The following is a 14,520-nucleotide window of genomic DNA, read 5'->3' as shown; positions in this document are numbered from 1 at the left end:
TGTGCGGGTGGGGGCCATGTGGCGCCCCACCCGCCGGTCTAATGCTGCATCGGGGTCTGCAATCTGGCGGATTCCGATTCGGGACTCGGTGCATGGAACGCCGAATCATCCCGTTTCATATTGTAATGGGGTGTTTTCATACCCCATGCGGAATGGCCATGCTGCATGCATGGCCGAATCCTGAGCAAAGGCTTGACTTCAAGCCATTCTCTTCGTAGGTTCCGCGCCCTCGGCTAGCCCTGTCTGAATGACGTCGTTGGCCGTCGAATGCAGCATGCTCGCATGCGGTGCCGCCACCCGGGAATCGGGCGGCCAAGGCCGGATGCATATATGATGCCCGACCGAATGATCTTCATTCGTTGGGGTTTTGTTGTGAACGACAGTCGGCAACCAGACTTTGGGGTTGGCCGGCCGAAATTTGTAAGGATCGGGAAAGGCGTATGCCGACCATCAACCAGTTGATCGCGAAAGGCCGCGAGCCCGCAGCCAAACGCAACAAGGTACCTGCCCTGCAGGGATGTCCGCAGAAGCGTGGCGTTTGTACTCGTGTTTACACAACCACACCGAAGAAGCCGAACTCGGCTCTGCGTAAGGTTGCGAAGGTGCGCCTGACGAACGGTTATGAGGTTGTGAGCTATATTCCGGGTGAAGGCCACAACCTTCAGGAACATAGTGTCGTCCTGATCCGCGGCGGTCGCGTCAAGGATCTTCCTGGCGTGCGATATCACATTCTGCGCGGCGTTCTGGATACCCAGGGTATCGCCAAGCGTCGTCAGCGTCGCTCGCTCTATGGCGCGAAGCGTCCTAAGTAAAAGGAATATCAGGCATGAGTCGCCGTCATCGCGCTGTTAAGCGCGAGATTCTTCCCGATCCGAAATTTGGTGATGTCGTCATCACGCGTTTCATGAACGCCCTGATGTACGACGGCAAGAAGTCCACCGCCGAAGGGATCGTCTATGGCGCCCTTGAGGTGCTGCGTCGTCGCGGTGGGGCTGCTGCTGATCCGGTTGTGCTGTTCCACGGTGCGCTGGATAACGTGAAGCCTGCCGTCGAGGTGCGTTCGCGCCGCGTTGGTGGTGCGACCTACCAGGTTCCGGTCGAAGTCCGGGCCGAGCGTCGTCAGGCGCTTGCGATCCGCTGGCTGATCGACGCGTCGCGCAAGCGGGGCGAAAACACGATGCAGGAACGCCTGTCGAACGAGCTTCTGGATGCGGTCAACAACCGTGGTGCCGCCGTCAAGAAGCGCGAAGATACGCATCGCATGGCAGAAGCCAACAAGGCGTTCAGTCATTACCGCTGGTAAAGGGCGTCAGGTCGGTATATTCACCGGCTCGGCTTCCGACACGGAACTTTCTAACCCGACTTTCGGCATGAGGCCGAAGTAACGGAGAAAACGATGGCAAAGGCTAAATTTGAGCGGAATAAGCCGCACTGCAACATCGGCACGATCGGTCACGTCGATCACGGCAAGACCTCGCTGACCGCTGCTATCACCAAGACGCTCGCCAAGAGCGGCGGTGCGGAGTTCAAGGCGTACGACATGATCGACGCGGCGCCGGAAGAGCGCGCCCGTGGTATCACGATCTCCACCGCTCACGTTGAGTATGAAACGGCAAAGCGTCATTACGCCCATGTCGACTGCCCCGGTCACGCTGACTATGTGAAGAACATGATCACGGGTGCGGCGCAGATGGACGGCGCGATCCTGGTTGTGTCGGCCGCTGACGGCCCGATGCCCCAGACGCGTGAACACATCCTGCTGGCCCGCCAGGTTGGCGTTCCGGCCCTGGTTGTCTTCCTGAACAAAGTCGACCAGGTTGATGACCCGGAACTGCTGGAACTGGTGGAAATGGAAGTTCGCGAACTTCTGTCCGCTTATCAGTTCCCCGGCGACGATATCCCCATCGTCAAGGGTTCGGCCCTGGTGACGCTGGAAGATGGCGATCCGGAAGTTGGCGAAAACCGTGTTCTCGACCTGATGAACGCTGTTGACGAATATATCCCGCAGCCGGAGCGTCCGATTGACCGTCCGTTCCTGATGCCGATCGAAGACGTGTTCTCGATCTCCGGTCGTGGCACCGTGGTGACGGGCCGTGTCGAACGTGGCGCCGTGAACGTGGGCGACGAAATCGAAATCGTTGGTCTGCGTCCGACGCAGAAGACCACGGTGACGGGCGTCGAAATGTTCCGCAAGCTGCTTGATCGCGGTGAAGCTGGTGACAACATCGGTGCGCTGCTGCGTGGCACGAAGCGTGAAGACGTGGAGCGTGGTCAGGTCCTGGCAAAGCCGGGTTCCATCACCCCGCACACGAAGTTCAAGGCTGAAGCCTACATCCTGACGAAGGAAGAGGGTGGCCGTCACACGCCGTTCTTCACCAACTATCGTCCGCAGTTCTATTTCCGCACAACCGACGTCACTGGCGTTGTTCACCTGCCGGAAGGCACGGAAATGGTCATGCCTGGTGATAACGTCGCCATGGATGTTGAACTGATCGCCCCGATCGCCATGGATGAAGGCCTGCGCTTCGCTATTCGCGAAGGTGGCCGTACGGTCGGTGCAGGCGTGGTCGCTTCGATCACTGCGTGATTGTAAGTAACTGAAGTGATGATGCCCCCGGTCAGAGTGATCTGGCCGGGGATATCATTGGCGGATCGGGTTCCCCCGAACCAGTTAAAGTTGGACTGAAACAGAAAGATGGACAACCAGAACATCCGCATTCGCCTGAAGGCGTACGATCATCGGGTGCTCGATAACAGCACAAAAGAGATCGTCAATACGGCGAAGCGTACGGGTGCGCGGGTTCGGGGTCCTATCCCGCTGCCGACGCATATCGAACGGTTCACTGTCAACCGTTCTCCCCATGTGGATAAGAAAAGCCGCGAGCAGTTCGAAATTCGGACCCATCGCCGGCTGCTCGACATTGTCGAGCCGACCCCGCAGACCGTGGACGCACTCATGAAACTCGACCTCGCCGCTGGCGTGGATGTCGAGATTAAACTCTAAGGTCCAGACGATGCGCACCGGATTGATCGCAAAAAAGCTGGGAATGACCCGGCTGTTCAAGGAAGACGGCACACATGTGCCGGTGACTGTCCTGCAGGTTGATGACCTGCAGGTGGTTGATGTCCGCACCCAGGAGCGTGATGGCTATTCAGCTGTCCAGCTTGGTTCGGGCAAGGCCAAGGTCAAGAATGTAACGAAGCCGTGCCGTGGCCATTTCGCCAAGGCGAAGGTGGAGCCGAAGAAGAAGCTGGTGGAATTCCGGGTGGCAGATGATGCCGTTCTGGAAGTTGGCGCCACGCTCTCTGCCGCTCACTTCGTCGTTGGGCAGAAAGTGGATGTGACCGGCACCAGCAAGGGTAAAGGGTTTGCCGGCGCGATGAAGCGCTGGAACTTTGCCGGTCTCGAAGCCTCGCATGGTGTCTCGATCAGTCACCGTTCGCACGGATCGACGGGTAATCGTCAGGATCCGGGCAAGGTCTTCAAGAACAAGAAAATGGCCGGACATCTCGGTTCGGAACGCGTCACCACCCTGAATCTGGAAGTGGCCGCCGTCGATGCCGAGAAGAATCTGCTGATGATCTGCGGCTCCGTCCCGGGCGGCAAGAATGAGCTGATTCTGGTTCGTGATGCGATCAAGAAGCCCCGTCATGCCGAGGTGCCGTATCCGGCCGCCCTGGCCCAGGTAGCGGGCTGAGGATAGAGGGCAATGGATTACGAGATCAAAACCCTCGAGAACGGAAGCGCCGGTACGGCAACGCTTCCCGACGAGATTTTCAAGGTTGAGCCGCGTGCCGACATCATGGCCCGCGTCGTTCACTGGCAGTTGGCGAAGCGCCGTGCGGGCACGCATAAGGTCAAGGGCATGGGGGAAGTCTCCGGCACGACCAAGAAGCCCTATCGGCAGAAGGGCACGGGTAGCGCCCGTCAGGGGTCGCTGCGTTCACCGCAGTACCGTACTGGTGGCGTGGTTCATGGGCCGGTCGTGCGCGACCATGGCTATGACCTGCCCAAGAAGGTGCGTCGCCTGGGCCTGATTTCAGCGCTGTCGCAGAAGGCTGCCGAAGGCAAGCTGGTGGTGCTCGACGCCGCCACGGCATCGGGCAAGTCTTCCGAACTGGCGAAGAAGCTGAAGGTGCTTGGCTGGAAGTCCGCGCTGATCGTGGATGCCGCGGTTGAGGAAAACTTCGGTCGGGCGGCACGCAACCTGCCGAAGATCGATATCCTTCCGACCATCGGTGCGAATGTCTATGACATCCTCAATCACGAAGTGCTGGCGATTACGCGCGCCGGGCTTGAGGGTCTGAAGGAGCGTCTGGCATGACCAACATCCTCGCTCTCCGCAAAAAGGCGGAACGTATGTCGCGTGAGGCGATGTATGACATCATTCGTGCGCCGCTGATCACGGAAAAAGCGACCGCCCTGTCTGAAAAGAACCAGGTTGGTTTCAAGGTCGCTTCCGGTGCGTCGAAGTTCGAGATCAAGGTCGCGGTGGAAACACTGTTTGGCGTCAAGGTTCTGGGTGTGAACACCCTGATCCAGAAGGGCAAGGCGAAGCGCTTCAAGGGACGTCCCGGCCAGCGGTCTGATGTGAAGAAGGCGTTTGTGCAGCTTGCAGATGGTCAGTCCATTGACCTGACCGCCAAGCTGTCCTGACGCGGGGTGACAAGAAATGGCATTGAAGCACTTTAACCCGGTTACCCCCAGCCTGCGCGGAACGGTCCTGATCGACCGCAAGGAGCTGTGGAAGGGCAAGCCCGTCAAAGGGCTGACCGAGGGCAAGAACAAGAGCGGCGGTCGTAATAACCACGGCCGCACCACCTCGCGTTTCATCGGTGGTGGTCATAAGCAGTCCTATCGCTATGTCGATTTCAAGCGTCGCAAGTTCGACGTTGTCGGCACGGTGGAGCGTCTGGAATATGATCCCAACCGCACGGCTTTCATCGCACTGGTGAAGTATGCTGACGGTGAACTCGCCTATATCATTGCGCCGCAGCGTCTGCAGGCGGGTGATCAGGTGGTGTCCGGCCTGCGTGCGGACATCAAGCCTGGCAACGCGATGCCGTTGTCGGCGGTGCCGGTGGGCACGATCATCCACAACATCGAGCTCAAGGCCGGTGCTGGTGGGAAGATCGCCCGTTCGGCTGGCACCTATGCACAGTTGGTCGGCAAGGATATGGGCTATGCCCAGATCAAGCTGCAGTCTGGTGAACTGCGTGTCGTGCGTGCCGAGTGCATGGCGACGATCGGTGCGGTGTCCAACCCGGACAACATGAACCAGCATATGGGTAAGGCAGGTCGCGCCCGCTGGCTCGGCCGTCGTCCGCATAACCGTGGCGTTGTCATGAACCCGGTCGACCATCCGCATGGTGGTGGTGAAGGCCGGACTTCGGGCGGTCGTCATCCGGTTACGCCATGGGGCAAGCCGACAAAGGGTTACAAGACCAGGGTCAACAAGCGTACGGACAGTCTGATTATCCGTCGCCGGAAGACCGGCAAGTAAGGGGCATACAAGATGGCACGTTCCGTCTGGAAGGGCCCGTTCGTGGACGGGTATCTACTGAATAAAGCCGATGCGTCGCGCGCGTCGGGCCGTAACGAAGTGATCAAGATCTGGTCGCGTCGCTCAACCATCCTGCCGCAGTTCGTGGGACTGACGTTTGGCGTCTATAACGGGCACAAGTTCCTGCCCGTGCAGGTGACCGAGAACATGGTCGGGCACAAGTTCGGTGAATTTTCGCCGACCCGCACCTTTACGGGTCATTCCTCGGACAAGAAAGCGAAGCGGGGCTGATCATGAGCAAGCCTAAGCATCCGCGCACGCTCGCGGAAACCGAAGCGCAGGCCACTACGCGGAACATCCGCATCAGCCCGCGTAAACTGAACCTTGTTGCGGGTCTGATCCGCAACAAGCCTGCCGCACAGGCTGTTGCGACGCTGACATTCTCCAAGCGTCGCATTGCACAGCAGGTGAAGAAGACGCTGGAAAGCGCCATCGCGAACGCCGAGAACAACCACCAGTTGGATGTTGACCAGTTGGTCGTGGCGCGTGCGGAAGTTGGCAAGTCGATCGTCATGCGCCGTTTCCACGCCCGTGGCCGTGGCCGTTCGGCCCGCATCGAAAAGTTTTTCAGCCATCTGACGATCATCGTGGCAGAGCGTCAGCCCGAGGCAGAAGCGGCAACCGGAAAGAAGGCGGCCTGATCCATGGGACATAAAGTCAATCCGATCGGGCTGCGGCTCGGCATCAATCGCACCTGGGACAGCCGCTGGTATGCGGATGCCGATTATGCCCGTCTGCTGCATGATGACCTGAAGCTGCGTTCCTACCTGCGTCGCAAGCTGTCTGGCGCTGGCGTGTCGCGTGTCGTGATCGAACGTCCGGCCAAGAAGCCCCGCGTGACGATCTATGCCGCGCGTCCGGGTGTCGTCATCGGCAAGAAGGGGCAGGATATCGACGTGCTGCGTAAGGATCTGACCCGTATGGCGAAGACCGATGTTGCGCTGAACATTGTCGAGATCCGCAAGCCGGAAATCGATGCGACGCTGGTGGCTGATAATATCGCGCAGCAGCTTGAACGTCGTGTTGCCTTCCGTCGCGCCATGAAGCGCGCCGTGCAGTCCGCCATGCGTCTTGGCGCACAGGGCATCCGGATCAACTGTTCCGGTCGTCTGGGTGGCGCCGAAATCGCGCGTGTCGAATGGTACCGCGAAGGACGCGTGCCGCTGCATACGCTGCGCGCCGATATTGATTATGGTGTGGCGACGGCAAAGACGACCTATGGCACCTGTGGTGTGAAGGTGTGGATCTTCAAGGGCGAGATTCTTGCCCATGATCCGTTGGCGCAGGATCGTCGCGCCGCCGAGCAGGCCCCGCAGCGCTGATCTGCGGGGAATAGGGACCAGAGTGCGCCAGGCGGCGCTGAGGATTTGAAACAATGCTTTCTCCCAAGCGGACAAAGTTCCGCAAGGCCCACAAGGGCCGCATTCATGGACTGGCGAAAGGCGGGACGACCCTGAACTTTGGGGCCTTTGGCCTCAAGGCGCTGCAGCCGGAACGGATTACCGCCCGTCAGATCGAAGCGGCCCGTCGGGCCATTACCCGTGCGATGAAACGTGCGGGTCGCGTGTGGATTCGGATTTTTCCTGACCTTCCGGTCTCGACAAAGCCCGCAGAAGTGCGTATGGGCTCCGGCAAGGGGTCGCCTGAATACTGGGTGGCCCGAGTGAAGCCGGGTCGTATCCTGTTCGAGATCGAAGGCGTGTCACCCGAAGTCGCGCGTGAAGCGCTGGCTCTGGGTGCGGCAAAGCTGCCGATCAAGACGAAGTTTGTGACCCGTATTGGAGACGCGTGAGATGGCAAAGGCAAGCAAGCCGGCCGATCTGCGTGCCAAGACTGTTGAAGAACTGGATACGCTTCTCATTGATCTGAAGCGCGAGCAGTTCAATCTTCGGTTCCAGCATGCAACCGGCCAGACCGAAGGGCAGTCGCGTATGCGTGCGGTGCGTCGCGAGATTGCCCGCGTCAAGACGATTGCGTCTGAGGCGTTGAAGAAGATCGCTGCCGGTACTACGCCGGCAGTCAAGTCCTGAAGGGAGACGGGCGATGCCAAGGCGCGTCCTGACCGGACGGGTGACCAGCGACAAGATGGACAAGACGGTTACCGTTCTTGTCGATCGTCGCATCATCCATCCGCTGTACAAGAAGTTCATTCGCCGTTCGAAGAAGTACGCGGCGCATGATCAGCTGAATGAATGCAAGATCGGGGATACGGTGCGCATTGAAGAATGCCGCCCCATTTCCCGGCGCAAGACCTGGACCGTCGTGGTTCGCAATGGTGCCCCCCTGGTGGCGGCCCCGGCGACCGAGGTCCAGTCTGGCGCACAGGCGTAAAGAAGGGCATAGAGCATGATCCATCCCGAGACCAACCTTGACGTCGCCGACAATTCCGGCGCGCGTCAGGTGCAGTGCATCAAGGTGCTGGGCGGTTCCAAGCGGAAGTCCGCCTCGGTCGGCGACGTGATTGTCGTGTCCGTCAAGGAAGCGATTCCCCGCGGCAAGGTCAAAAAGGGTGATGTGCACCAGGCGGTGATCGTCCGTACGTCCTATCCCGTGCGTCGTCCTGATGGCAGCGCCATCCGCTTTGACCGCAATGCCGCCGTGCTGATCAACAAGCAGCAGGAACCGATCGGAACCCGTATCTTTGGCCCGGTCGTGCGTGAGCTGCGTGCGCGCAAGTTCATGAAGATCATTTCGCTGGCGCCGGAGGTGCTGTAATGGCCGCACGTATCAAGAAGGGCGATCAGGTCCTGGTCATCACCGGTTCGTCGCGCGGCACGCGCGGTGAAGTCGTGACCGTGCTGCCGACGGCCGAAAAGGCCATCGTGCGCGGCGTCGCGATTGCGAAGCGTCATACACGCCCCAGCCGCATGGGTGAGCAGGGAGGCATCATCGAGAAGGAGATGCCGGTTCACCTGTCCAACCTGAAGCTGATCGATCCCAAGAGCGGTGATCCGACGCGTGTCGGTTATCGCGTTCTGGAAAACGGTCGCAAGGTTCGTGTCGCCAAGGCGACCGGCGAAGTCATCGAAGGCTGAGGAGGCGGGTATGTCAGAAGCTAACGTAACCCGCTCGGTGCCGCGCCTGCAGCAGCGTTACAATGACGAACTGCGCGCGAAACTGCGCGAGGAGTTCGGTTACAAGAACGTGATGCAGGTTCCGGCCCTTGAGAAGATCGTTCTCAATATGGGTGTCGGTGAAGCTGCGGGCGACCAGAAGAAACTGGATGCCGCGTTTCAGGAAATGACCCTTATCGCGGGTCAGAAGCCAGTCAAGACGGTTGCGAAAAAGGCGATCGCGGGCTTCAAAATCCGTGAAGGTCTGCCGATTGGATGCAAGGTTACACTGCGCCGTGCGCAGATGTATGAATTCCTTGACCGTCTGGTGACGATTGCCCTGCCGCGTGTCCGCGATTTCCGCGGCCTGCCGGCGAACAAGGGTTTTGACGGGCATGGCAACTTTGCCATGGGCCTGAAGGAACAGATCGTCTTTCCGGAAATCGAGTACGACAAGGTCGACGATATTCGCGGCATGGACATCATCTTCGTGACAAGCGCGAAGACCGATGCTGAAGCCAAGGCTCTTCTGAAGGCGTTCGATCTGCCCTTCGCAGCATAAAAGTTGCGAGAGGGGCTTTCACTGGAAGCCCGGAAGACCTAAGACACACGTAGTTTGGAAAACCGTTGGGAATGGCCCGACAGGTTCCGGAGGATAAAACAAGGCATGGCCAAGATTTCCGCCGTAAACCGGAATGTCAAGCGCGAGCGCATGGCAGCACGGGACAAGGCAAAGCGGACAGCATTGAAAAACATCATCATGGACCGCTCTCTGCCGGTTGAGGATCGTTTTGATGCGTCGCTGAAGCTTGCTGAACTTCCGCGAAACGGATCGCGCGTGCGCGTTCGTCTGCGGTGCAAGTTGACGGGGCGTTCCCGCGCCAATTACAGAAAGTTCGAACTCTGCCGTATCGCCCTGCGCGACCTGGCCTCCAATGGCCAGATCCCGGGTATGGTCAAATCGAGCTGGTAAGGGCAGGGAACGATGTCACTTTCTGATCCTTTGGGTGATCTGCTCACCCGGATCCGCAATGCCCAGCGTGCGCGTCACGCGGCATGCGTCGCACCTGCGTCAAAGCTGCGTGCAAATGTACTCGAGGCACTGCGCCGTGAGGGTTATATCCGTGGTTTTTCCAAGGAAGAACTGCGCAAGGGTGTGGCTCAGCTGCGTATCGAGTTGAAGTATCTTGATGGCGAACCCGTGATCAAGGAAATCCACCGCGTCTCCAAGCCGGGTCGCCGTGTGTATTCCAAGATCAAGGAACTGCCGCGGGTGTATGCCGGGCTGGGTGTGTCGATCCTGTCGACCCCGCGTGGTGTCCTGTCGGATGGGGAAGCGCGCGCTGCCAATGTTGGCGGCGAAGTTCTCTGCCGCGTATTCTAAAGGAGGGATGAATGTCGAGAGTTGGCAAATATCCCGTCGAGATTACGTCGGGAGTTCAGGTTTCCATCGCTGATGGTGTGCTGACGGCAAAAGGCAAGCTCGGTGAGCTGAAGCTGCCTCTGTCGCACCACATCGAAGCTGAAATTGCGGATGGCAAGGTTTCGGTCAAGCCCGTCGGAACGCAGGCGCAGGCCCGCATGATGTGGGGCACGACACGTTCGCTGATCGCGACCATGGTCAAGGGAGTGTCCGAAGGATTCTCCAAGACGCTGGAGATCAGCGGCACGGGTTATCGTGCGGCGGTTCAGGGCAAGAATCTTGTCATGAATCTCGGATATTCGCACGATATCGTGTATGAAATCCCCGCTGGCATCAAGATCACGACCCCGCGTCCGACCGCTGTTACTGTCGAAGGGATCGACAAGCAGCGTGTTGGCCAGGTTGCGCTTGATATCCGCAGCTTCCGCAAGCCCGAGCCCTATAAGGGCAAAGGTGTCCGTTATGAAACGGAGACCATCCGTCGCAAGGAAGGTAAGAAGAAATAATGAGCGCGCAGCAGGATCTGCGGGAGCGGCGCCGTCAGCGTCTTCGCTTCCAGCTTCGCCGCAAGAGTGGCGGACGGCCGCGCCTTTCGGTGTTCCGGTCGGGCAAGAATATTTACGCGCAGGTGATCGACGATGTCGCCGGTCGCACGCTTGCGGCAGCTTCTTCCATCGAGAAGGATCTGCGCAGCGCCCACAAAAATGGCGCAGACATTGCCGCGGCTGGTGCCGTTGGCAAGCTGCTTGCCGAACGTGCGGTTGCGGCGGGTGTGTCGAAGGTCGTGTTCGATCGCGGCTCGTATCTGTATCATGGGCGCATCAAGGCCCTGGCGGAGGCTGCCCGTGAGGGCGGTCTCTCGTTCTGACGAAAGGGGCACGCACAATGGCACGTGAACCGAGAGAAGGCGGCCGGGGCGGCCGCGATCGTGATCGCGAAGGCGATGATCTCGTTGACAAGCTGGTCACGATCAATCGTGTGGCAAAGGTCGTCAAGGGTGGTCGTCGCTTCGCTTTTGCCGCACTGGTTGTCGTTGGTGACCAGAAGGGGCGCGTAGGGTTCGGCGCGGGCAAGGCCCGTGAGGTTCCCGAGGCAATCCGCAAGGCGACAGATCGCGCCAAGCGCGCGATGATCCGTGTCCCCATGAAGGAGGGTCGTACCCTCCATCATGATGTGGCGGGTCATTTCGGTGCCGGTAAGGTGGTGCTGCGTTCGGCTGATGCCGGCACGGGCATTATCGCTGGTGGCCCGATGCGCGCAGTGTTCGAAAGCCTGGGCATCAATGATGTCGTGGCGAAGTCACTGGGCACCCGGAACCCGCACAACATGGTCAAGGCGACTTTTGCCGCCCTGGAACGCTGCGCAAGCCCGCGTTCGGTGGCAAACCGCCGTGGCAAGAAGGTTTCCGATATCCTTGGTCGCCGTGAGGTGACTGCGTCAGCGGAGGCTGGTGCAGATGTCTGAGGCAAAGGGAACCATCAAGATCACCCAGATCCAGTCTGGCAACGGGCGCAAGCCGGGTCAGCAGGCTACGCTGATCGGTCTGGGGCTTAACAAGATCGGCCGTACCCGCGAACTGGAGGATACTCCTTCGGTGCGCGGAATGGTGAACAAGGTCGCCCACCTTGTGAAGGTGGAGAATTGAGATGAATCTCAACGAACTGCGCGATAACGAAGGTGCCCGCTACCAGAAGAAGCGTCTGGGGCGCGGTATCGGCTCTGGCAAGGGCAAGACATCGGGTAAGGGCGTCAAGGGCCAGAAGGCGCGTTCCGGCGTGTCGCTCAATGGTTTTGAAGGTGGTCAGCTTCCGCTGTATCGCCGTCTGCCCAAGCGTGGATTCAAGAACATCTTCCGCAAGGAATTTGCGATCCTGAATCTCGATGTGCTGGACAAGGCGATTGAGGCTGGCAAGATTGATGCCAAGGCCCCTGTCACCGAAGAAGCCCTGCGCAAGGCTGGACTGGTCAAGGCAACGAATGTGGCTGGTGTCCGTCTTCTGGGCAATGGCGAGCTTCGTCATGGTGTGACCATCGAAGTTTCCGGCGCATCGGCCAGTGCCATTGCTACGGTCGAAAAGGCCGGTGGCAAGGTGCAGGTTAAGGAAAAGGCCGCCAAGGCGGTTGCTGCTCCTGCGAAATGACTGGATGGGGGACTGTTCCATCTCCCCCATACCAGAATAATGAAAGCGATGCGTCTTGCACTCTGCAGGCGCATCGCTTTATTATTTTTAACAGGTTTTTATCATGACAGCGTCCCGCTTTAATGTGGTGACGCTGTTCTTGTGAAAGGATGGGCGCATGGCCTCCGCGGCCGAACAGCTGGCTGCCAATCTGAATTTCAATTCGTTTGCCAATGCAACGGAATTGAAAAAGCGCATCTGGTTTACTCTGGGCGCGCTGATCGTTTATCGGATTGGCACCTATATTCCAGTTCCTGGCGTCGATGCGACGGTTATGGGGCAACTGCTGGCCCGGCATCAGGGTGGTATTCTGGGCATGTTCGACATGTTCACGGGTGGTGCGCTTGGGCGTATGACCGTGTTCGCATTGAATATCATGCCCTACATCAGTGCATCCATCATTGTGCAGTTGATGTCGGCAGCAATCCCGTCGCTGGAGGCCCTCAAGAAAGAGGGTGAAGGTGGGCGTCGCAAGCTGAATGAATATACGCGCTATCTGACGGTCGCGATTGCGTTGTTCCAGGCCTATGGGATTGCCATCGGGCTGGAGAATATGCACACAGAAGCCGGATCGGCGGTCATTTCCCCGGGCATGTTCTTTATTGTCTCGTGTGTGCTGACGCTGGTGGGCGGCACGATGTTCCTGATGTGGTTGGGCGAGCAGATTACGTCGCGCGGCGTGGGGAACGGGATTTCCCTGATTATCTTCGCCGGTATCGTGGCGAACCTGCCCAATGCGTTGGCAAGCCTGTTCCAGCTTGGCTATACCGGGGCGCTTTCACCATTCTTCGTGCTGGTATTCCTCGCTCTTGCGGCGATTACGATTGCCTTCATCGTATTCATGGAACTGGCGCAGCGGCGTGTGGTGATCCAGTATCCCAAACGTCAGGTTGGACAGCGGATGTTTGGTGGCGACTCCACGCATATGCCGCTGAAGGTCAATACTGCGGGCTCGATTCCGCCGATCTTCGCCTCGTCCGTCCTGCTTATTCCCGTGACGATCGCGGGCTTTATGAACAATAGCGCCCTTCCGGGGTGGCTGTCGTTCCTGGGGCAGTCATTGGGGCAGGGACAGCCGCTTTATATGCTGTTCTATGCTGCCATGATCGTGTTCTTTTCCTATTTTTATGCGGCTGTAACGTTCAATCCGCAGGAAACGGCGGAAAATCTGCGCAAGCAGGGGGGCTTTGTCCCGGGCATCCGTCCAGGGGCGAATACAGCAGTCTTCTTTGACCGGATATTGACGCGCATTACGACAATCGGTGCGATGTATCTGGTGGCGGTCTGTCTGCTGCCGCAAATCCTGATCAGCCATTATAATGTGCCGTTCTATTTCGGTGGGACCAGCCTGATTATCATTGTGACGGTGACAATCGATACGGTTACGCAGATCCAGTCCCATCTCGTTGCGCATCAGTATCAAGGGCTTATGCGCAAGGCGCGTGGCAGGAAGGGTAAATTCCGGTGAATATAATTTTTCTTGGGCCGCCGGGGGCCGGAAAAGGGACCCAGTCGAAACTGCTGGAGGCCCATTACGGGATCGCGCAGATTTCCACGGGCGATATGCTGCGCGCGGAAGTCGCGGCGGACAGCCCGCTGGGCAAGAAGGTGAAGAGCGTCATGGCATCGGGGCAGTTGGTGCCCGATGACCTGATCATCGCCCTGATTGAGGCGCGTATCGACCGTCCGGACTGCGCCCGTGGGTTTATCCTTGATGGATTCCCCCGGACGCGTGCCCAGGCCGAAGCACTCGATTCCATGTTGAAGAAGACAGGTCGCCATATCGACCTCGTTCTTCTGCTTGATGTGGATGAGGATGCGTTGGCTGATCGGATTGCTGGACGTTTTACCTGCGCCAAATGTGGTGAGGGGTATAATGACCTGTACAAGCGGCCCAGGGTCGAAGGTACATGTGATGTCTGCGGTGGGCACGATTTTGTGCGCCGTGAGGATGATCGCAGGGAAACCGTGGCGGCACGCCTGAAGGCATACCGAGAGCAGACAGCGCCAATCCTGCCATATTATGAGGGGCATGGACGTCTGTGCCGCATTGATGGCATGGCGGATATCGACGATGTGACGAAGCAGGTCTTTGCTGCTGTCGATGGTATCACGAAAAAGTGATGCAGAATAATTGACTTGGATGGGCTGGCGGGTATATTCCGCGCCCTCAAGGTATGAGTGCCGCGTGAGTCGTTGATCGGCCACGCAGCACTGGTATGACCAACTGGAATTGATGATGGGGTTGGCCGGTTTTTATCCGGTATGTTCACGGCGCTCCGGGTTGTAACCCGATGGCG

At 58.8% G+C, this 14,520-nt stretch carries 26 protein-coding genes; all 26 read left to right on the top strand.

Annotated elements, in window-relative coordinates; translation table 11 throughout:
• Nucleotides 1–440 precede the first annotated feature (440 nt).
• The 26 genes from rpsL to B7G66_RS05470 all read left to right on the top strand — a co-directional run bounded on the left by rpsL (nt 441) and on the right by B7G66_RS05470 (nt 14,344).
• Nucleotides 441–812 (top strand): 30S ribosomal protein S12, encoded by a 372-nt coding sequence (rpsL, locus tag B7G66_RS05595; protein ID WP_003621118.1) that lies wholly within the window; start codon nt 441–443, stop codon nt 810–812.
• 14 nt (nt 813–826) lie between these two features.
• A complete protein-coding gene (gene rpsG / locus B7G66_RS05590) occupies nt 827–1,303 on the top strand; it encodes a 30S ribosomal protein S7 (protein WP_003621106.1) in 477 nt (158 codons plus the stop codon).
• A 93-nt stretch (nt 1,304–1,396) separates the two neighbouring features.
• On the top strand, nt 1,397–2,587 hold the full coding sequence (gene tuf / locus B7G66_RS05585) for an elongation factor Tu (protein WP_048858902.1): 1,191 nt from the start codon (nt 1,397–1,399) through the stop codon (nt 2,585–2,587).
• A 108-nt stretch (nt 2,588–2,695) separates the two neighbouring features.
• Nucleotides 2,696–3,004, top strand: coding sequence for a 30S ribosomal protein S10 (gene rpsJ / locus B7G66_RS05580; protein ID WP_007282720.1), 309 nt, complete (start codon nt 2,696–2,698; stop codon nt 3,002–3,004).
• A gap of 10 nt (nt 3,005–3,014) precedes the next feature.
• Nucleotides 3,015–3,698, top strand: a complete 684-nt coding sequence (gene rplC, locus B7G66_RS05575; RefSeq protein ID WP_048858901.1) for a 50S ribosomal protein L3 — start codon at nt 3,015–3,017, stop codon at nt 3,696–3,698.
• Nucleotides 3,699–3,710: 12 nt separating this feature from the next.
• Complete coding sequence (gene rplD, locus B7G66_RS05570; RefSeq protein ID WP_048858900.1) at nt 3,711–4,325, top strand: 50S ribosomal protein L4; 615 nt, start codon at nt 3,711–3,713, stop codon at nt 4,323–4,325.
• A gap of 35 nt (nt 4,326–4,360) precedes the next feature.
• Nucleotides 4,361–4,657 carry a 50S ribosomal protein L23 gene (locus tag B7G66_RS05565; protein WP_174805736.1) on the top strand — a complete coding sequence of 99 codons (297 nt, stop codon included), beginning with the start codon at nt 4,361–4,363 and terminating at the stop codon, nt 4,655–4,657.
• 16 nt (nt 4,658–4,673) lie between these two features.
• Nucleotides 4,674–5,504, top strand: a complete 831-nt coding sequence (rplB, locus tag B7G66_RS05560; RefSeq protein ID WP_048858898.1) for a 50S ribosomal protein L2 — start codon at nt 4,674–4,676, stop codon at nt 5,502–5,504.
• 12 nt (nt 5,505–5,516) lie between these two features.
• On the top strand, nt 5,517–5,795 hold the full coding sequence (gene rpsS / locus B7G66_RS05555) for a 30S ribosomal protein S19 (protein WP_003621102.1): 279 nt from the start codon (nt 5,517–5,519) through the stop codon (nt 5,793–5,795).
• A gap of 2 nt (nt 5,796–5,797) precedes the next feature.
• Complete coding sequence (rplV, locus tag B7G66_RS05550) at nt 5,798–6,205, top strand: 50S ribosomal protein L22 (protein ID WP_003621100.1); 408 nt, start codon at nt 5,798–5,800, stop codon at nt 6,203–6,205.
• Between the two features lie 3 nt (nt 6,206–6,208).
• The gene (rpsC, locus tag B7G66_RS05545; RefSeq protein WP_003621098.1) at nt 6,209–6,886 is read left to right on the top strand and encodes a 30S ribosomal protein S3; all 678 of its coding nucleotides are present in this window, start codon (nt 6,209–6,211) and stop codon (nt 6,884–6,886) included.
• Nucleotides 6,887–6,939: 53 nt separating this feature from the next.
• On the top strand, nt 6,940–7,356 hold the full coding sequence (gene rplP / locus B7G66_RS05540; RefSeq protein WP_048858897.1) for a 50S ribosomal protein L16: 417 nt from the start codon (nt 6,940–6,942) through the stop codon (nt 7,354–7,356).
• A gap of 1 nt (nt 7,357) precedes the next feature.
• Nucleotides 7,358–7,594, top strand: a complete 237-nt coding sequence (gene rpmC, locus B7G66_RS05535; RefSeq protein ID WP_040510960.1) for a 50S ribosomal protein L29 — start codon at nt 7,358–7,360, stop codon at nt 7,592–7,594.
• 13 nt (nt 7,595–7,607) lie between these two features.
• Nucleotides 7,608–7,895 carry a 30S ribosomal protein S17 gene (gene rpsQ / locus B7G66_RS05530; protein ID WP_003621091.1) on the top strand — a complete coding sequence of 96 codons (288 nt, stop codon included), beginning with the start codon at nt 7,608–7,610 and terminating at the stop codon, nt 7,893–7,895.
• A gap of 15 nt (nt 7,896–7,910) precedes the next feature.
• On the top strand, nt 7,911–8,279 hold the full coding sequence (gene rplN, locus B7G66_RS05525; protein WP_003621089.1) for a 50S ribosomal protein L14: 369 nt from the start codon (nt 7,911–7,913) through the stop codon (nt 8,277–8,279).
• Nucleotides 8,279–8,599 carry a 50S ribosomal protein L24 gene (rplX, locus tag B7G66_RS05520; protein WP_003621087.1) on the top strand — a complete coding sequence of 107 codons (321 nt, stop codon included), beginning with the start codon at nt 8,279–8,281 and terminating at the stop codon, nt 8,597–8,599. The genes rplN and rplX overlap by 1 nt, the downstream gene beginning before the upstream one ends.
• 10 nt (nt 8,600–8,609) lie before the next feature.
• Nucleotides 8,610–9,179, top strand: coding sequence for a 50S ribosomal protein L5 (rplE, locus tag B7G66_RS05515; protein ID WP_040510957.1), 570 nt, complete (start codon nt 8,610–8,612; stop codon nt 9,177–9,179).
• 105 nt (nt 9,180–9,284) lie between these two features.
• Nucleotides 9,285–9,590, top strand: coding sequence for a 30S ribosomal protein S14 (gene rpsN / locus B7G66_RS05510; protein WP_003621084.1), 306 nt, complete (start codon nt 9,285–9,287; stop codon nt 9,588–9,590).
• A gap of 12 nt (nt 9,591–9,602) precedes the next feature.
• Entirely contained in the window at nt 9,603–10,001 is a 399-nt protein-coding gene (gene rpsH / locus B7G66_RS05505) for a 30S ribosomal protein S8 (RefSeq protein ID WP_003621081.1), read from the top strand.
• Nucleotides 10,002–10,012: 11 nt separating this feature from the next.
• Nucleotides 10,013–10,546, top strand: coding sequence for a 50S ribosomal protein L6 (gene rplF / locus B7G66_RS05500; RefSeq protein ID WP_040510954.1), 534 nt, complete (start codon nt 10,013–10,015; stop codon nt 10,544–10,546).
• Nucleotides 10,546–10,908, top strand: a complete 363-nt coding sequence (gene rplR, locus B7G66_RS05495; protein ID WP_003621078.1) for a 50S ribosomal protein L18 — start codon at nt 10,546–10,548, stop codon at nt 10,906–10,908. The genes rplF and rplR overlap by 1 nt, the downstream gene beginning before the upstream one ends.
• Before the next feature lie 17 nt (nt 10,909–10,925).
• A complete protein-coding gene (rpsE, locus tag B7G66_RS05490) occupies nt 10,926–11,504 on the top strand; it encodes a 30S ribosomal protein S5 (RefSeq protein WP_003621076.1) in 579 nt (192 codons plus the stop codon).
• Nucleotides 11,497–11,685, top strand: a complete 189-nt coding sequence (rpmD, locus tag B7G66_RS05485; RefSeq protein WP_003621075.1) for a 50S ribosomal protein L30 — start codon at nt 11,497–11,499, stop codon at nt 11,683–11,685. Before rpsE ends, rpmD begins: the two co-directional genes overlap by 8 nt.
• 1 nt (nt 11,686) lies before the next feature.
• Nucleotides 11,687–12,181, top strand: coding sequence for a 50S ribosomal protein L15 (gene rplO, locus B7G66_RS05480; RefSeq protein WP_003621074.1), 495 nt, complete (start codon nt 11,687–11,689; stop codon nt 12,179–12,181).
• Between the two features lie 157 nt (nt 12,182–12,338).
• Nucleotides 12,339–13,688 carry a preprotein translocase subunit SecY gene (gene secY, locus B7G66_RS05475; RefSeq protein WP_048858896.1) on the top strand — a complete coding sequence of 450 codons (1,350 nt, stop codon included), beginning with the start codon at nt 12,339–12,341 and terminating at the stop codon, nt 13,686–13,688.
• Nucleotides 13,685–14,344: an adenylate kinase gene (locus B7G66_RS05470; RefSeq protein ID WP_003621072.1), complete on the top strand. Its 660-nt coding sequence runs from the start codon at nt 13,685–13,687 to the stop codon at nt 14,342–14,344. The genes secY and B7G66_RS05470 overlap by 4 nt, the downstream gene beginning before the upstream one ends.
• Nucleotides 14,345–14,520: the final 176 nt, after the last annotated feature.

The organism is Novacetimonas hansenii JCM 7643 (genome assembly GCF_000964405.1).
Lineage (GTDB): Bacteria > Pseudomonadota > Alphaproteobacteria > Acetobacterales > Acetobacteraceae > Novacetimonas > Novacetimonas hansenii.
Note: the sequence above shows the minus strand (reverse complement) of the source record. Positions and strands in the feature narration are given on the sequence as shown.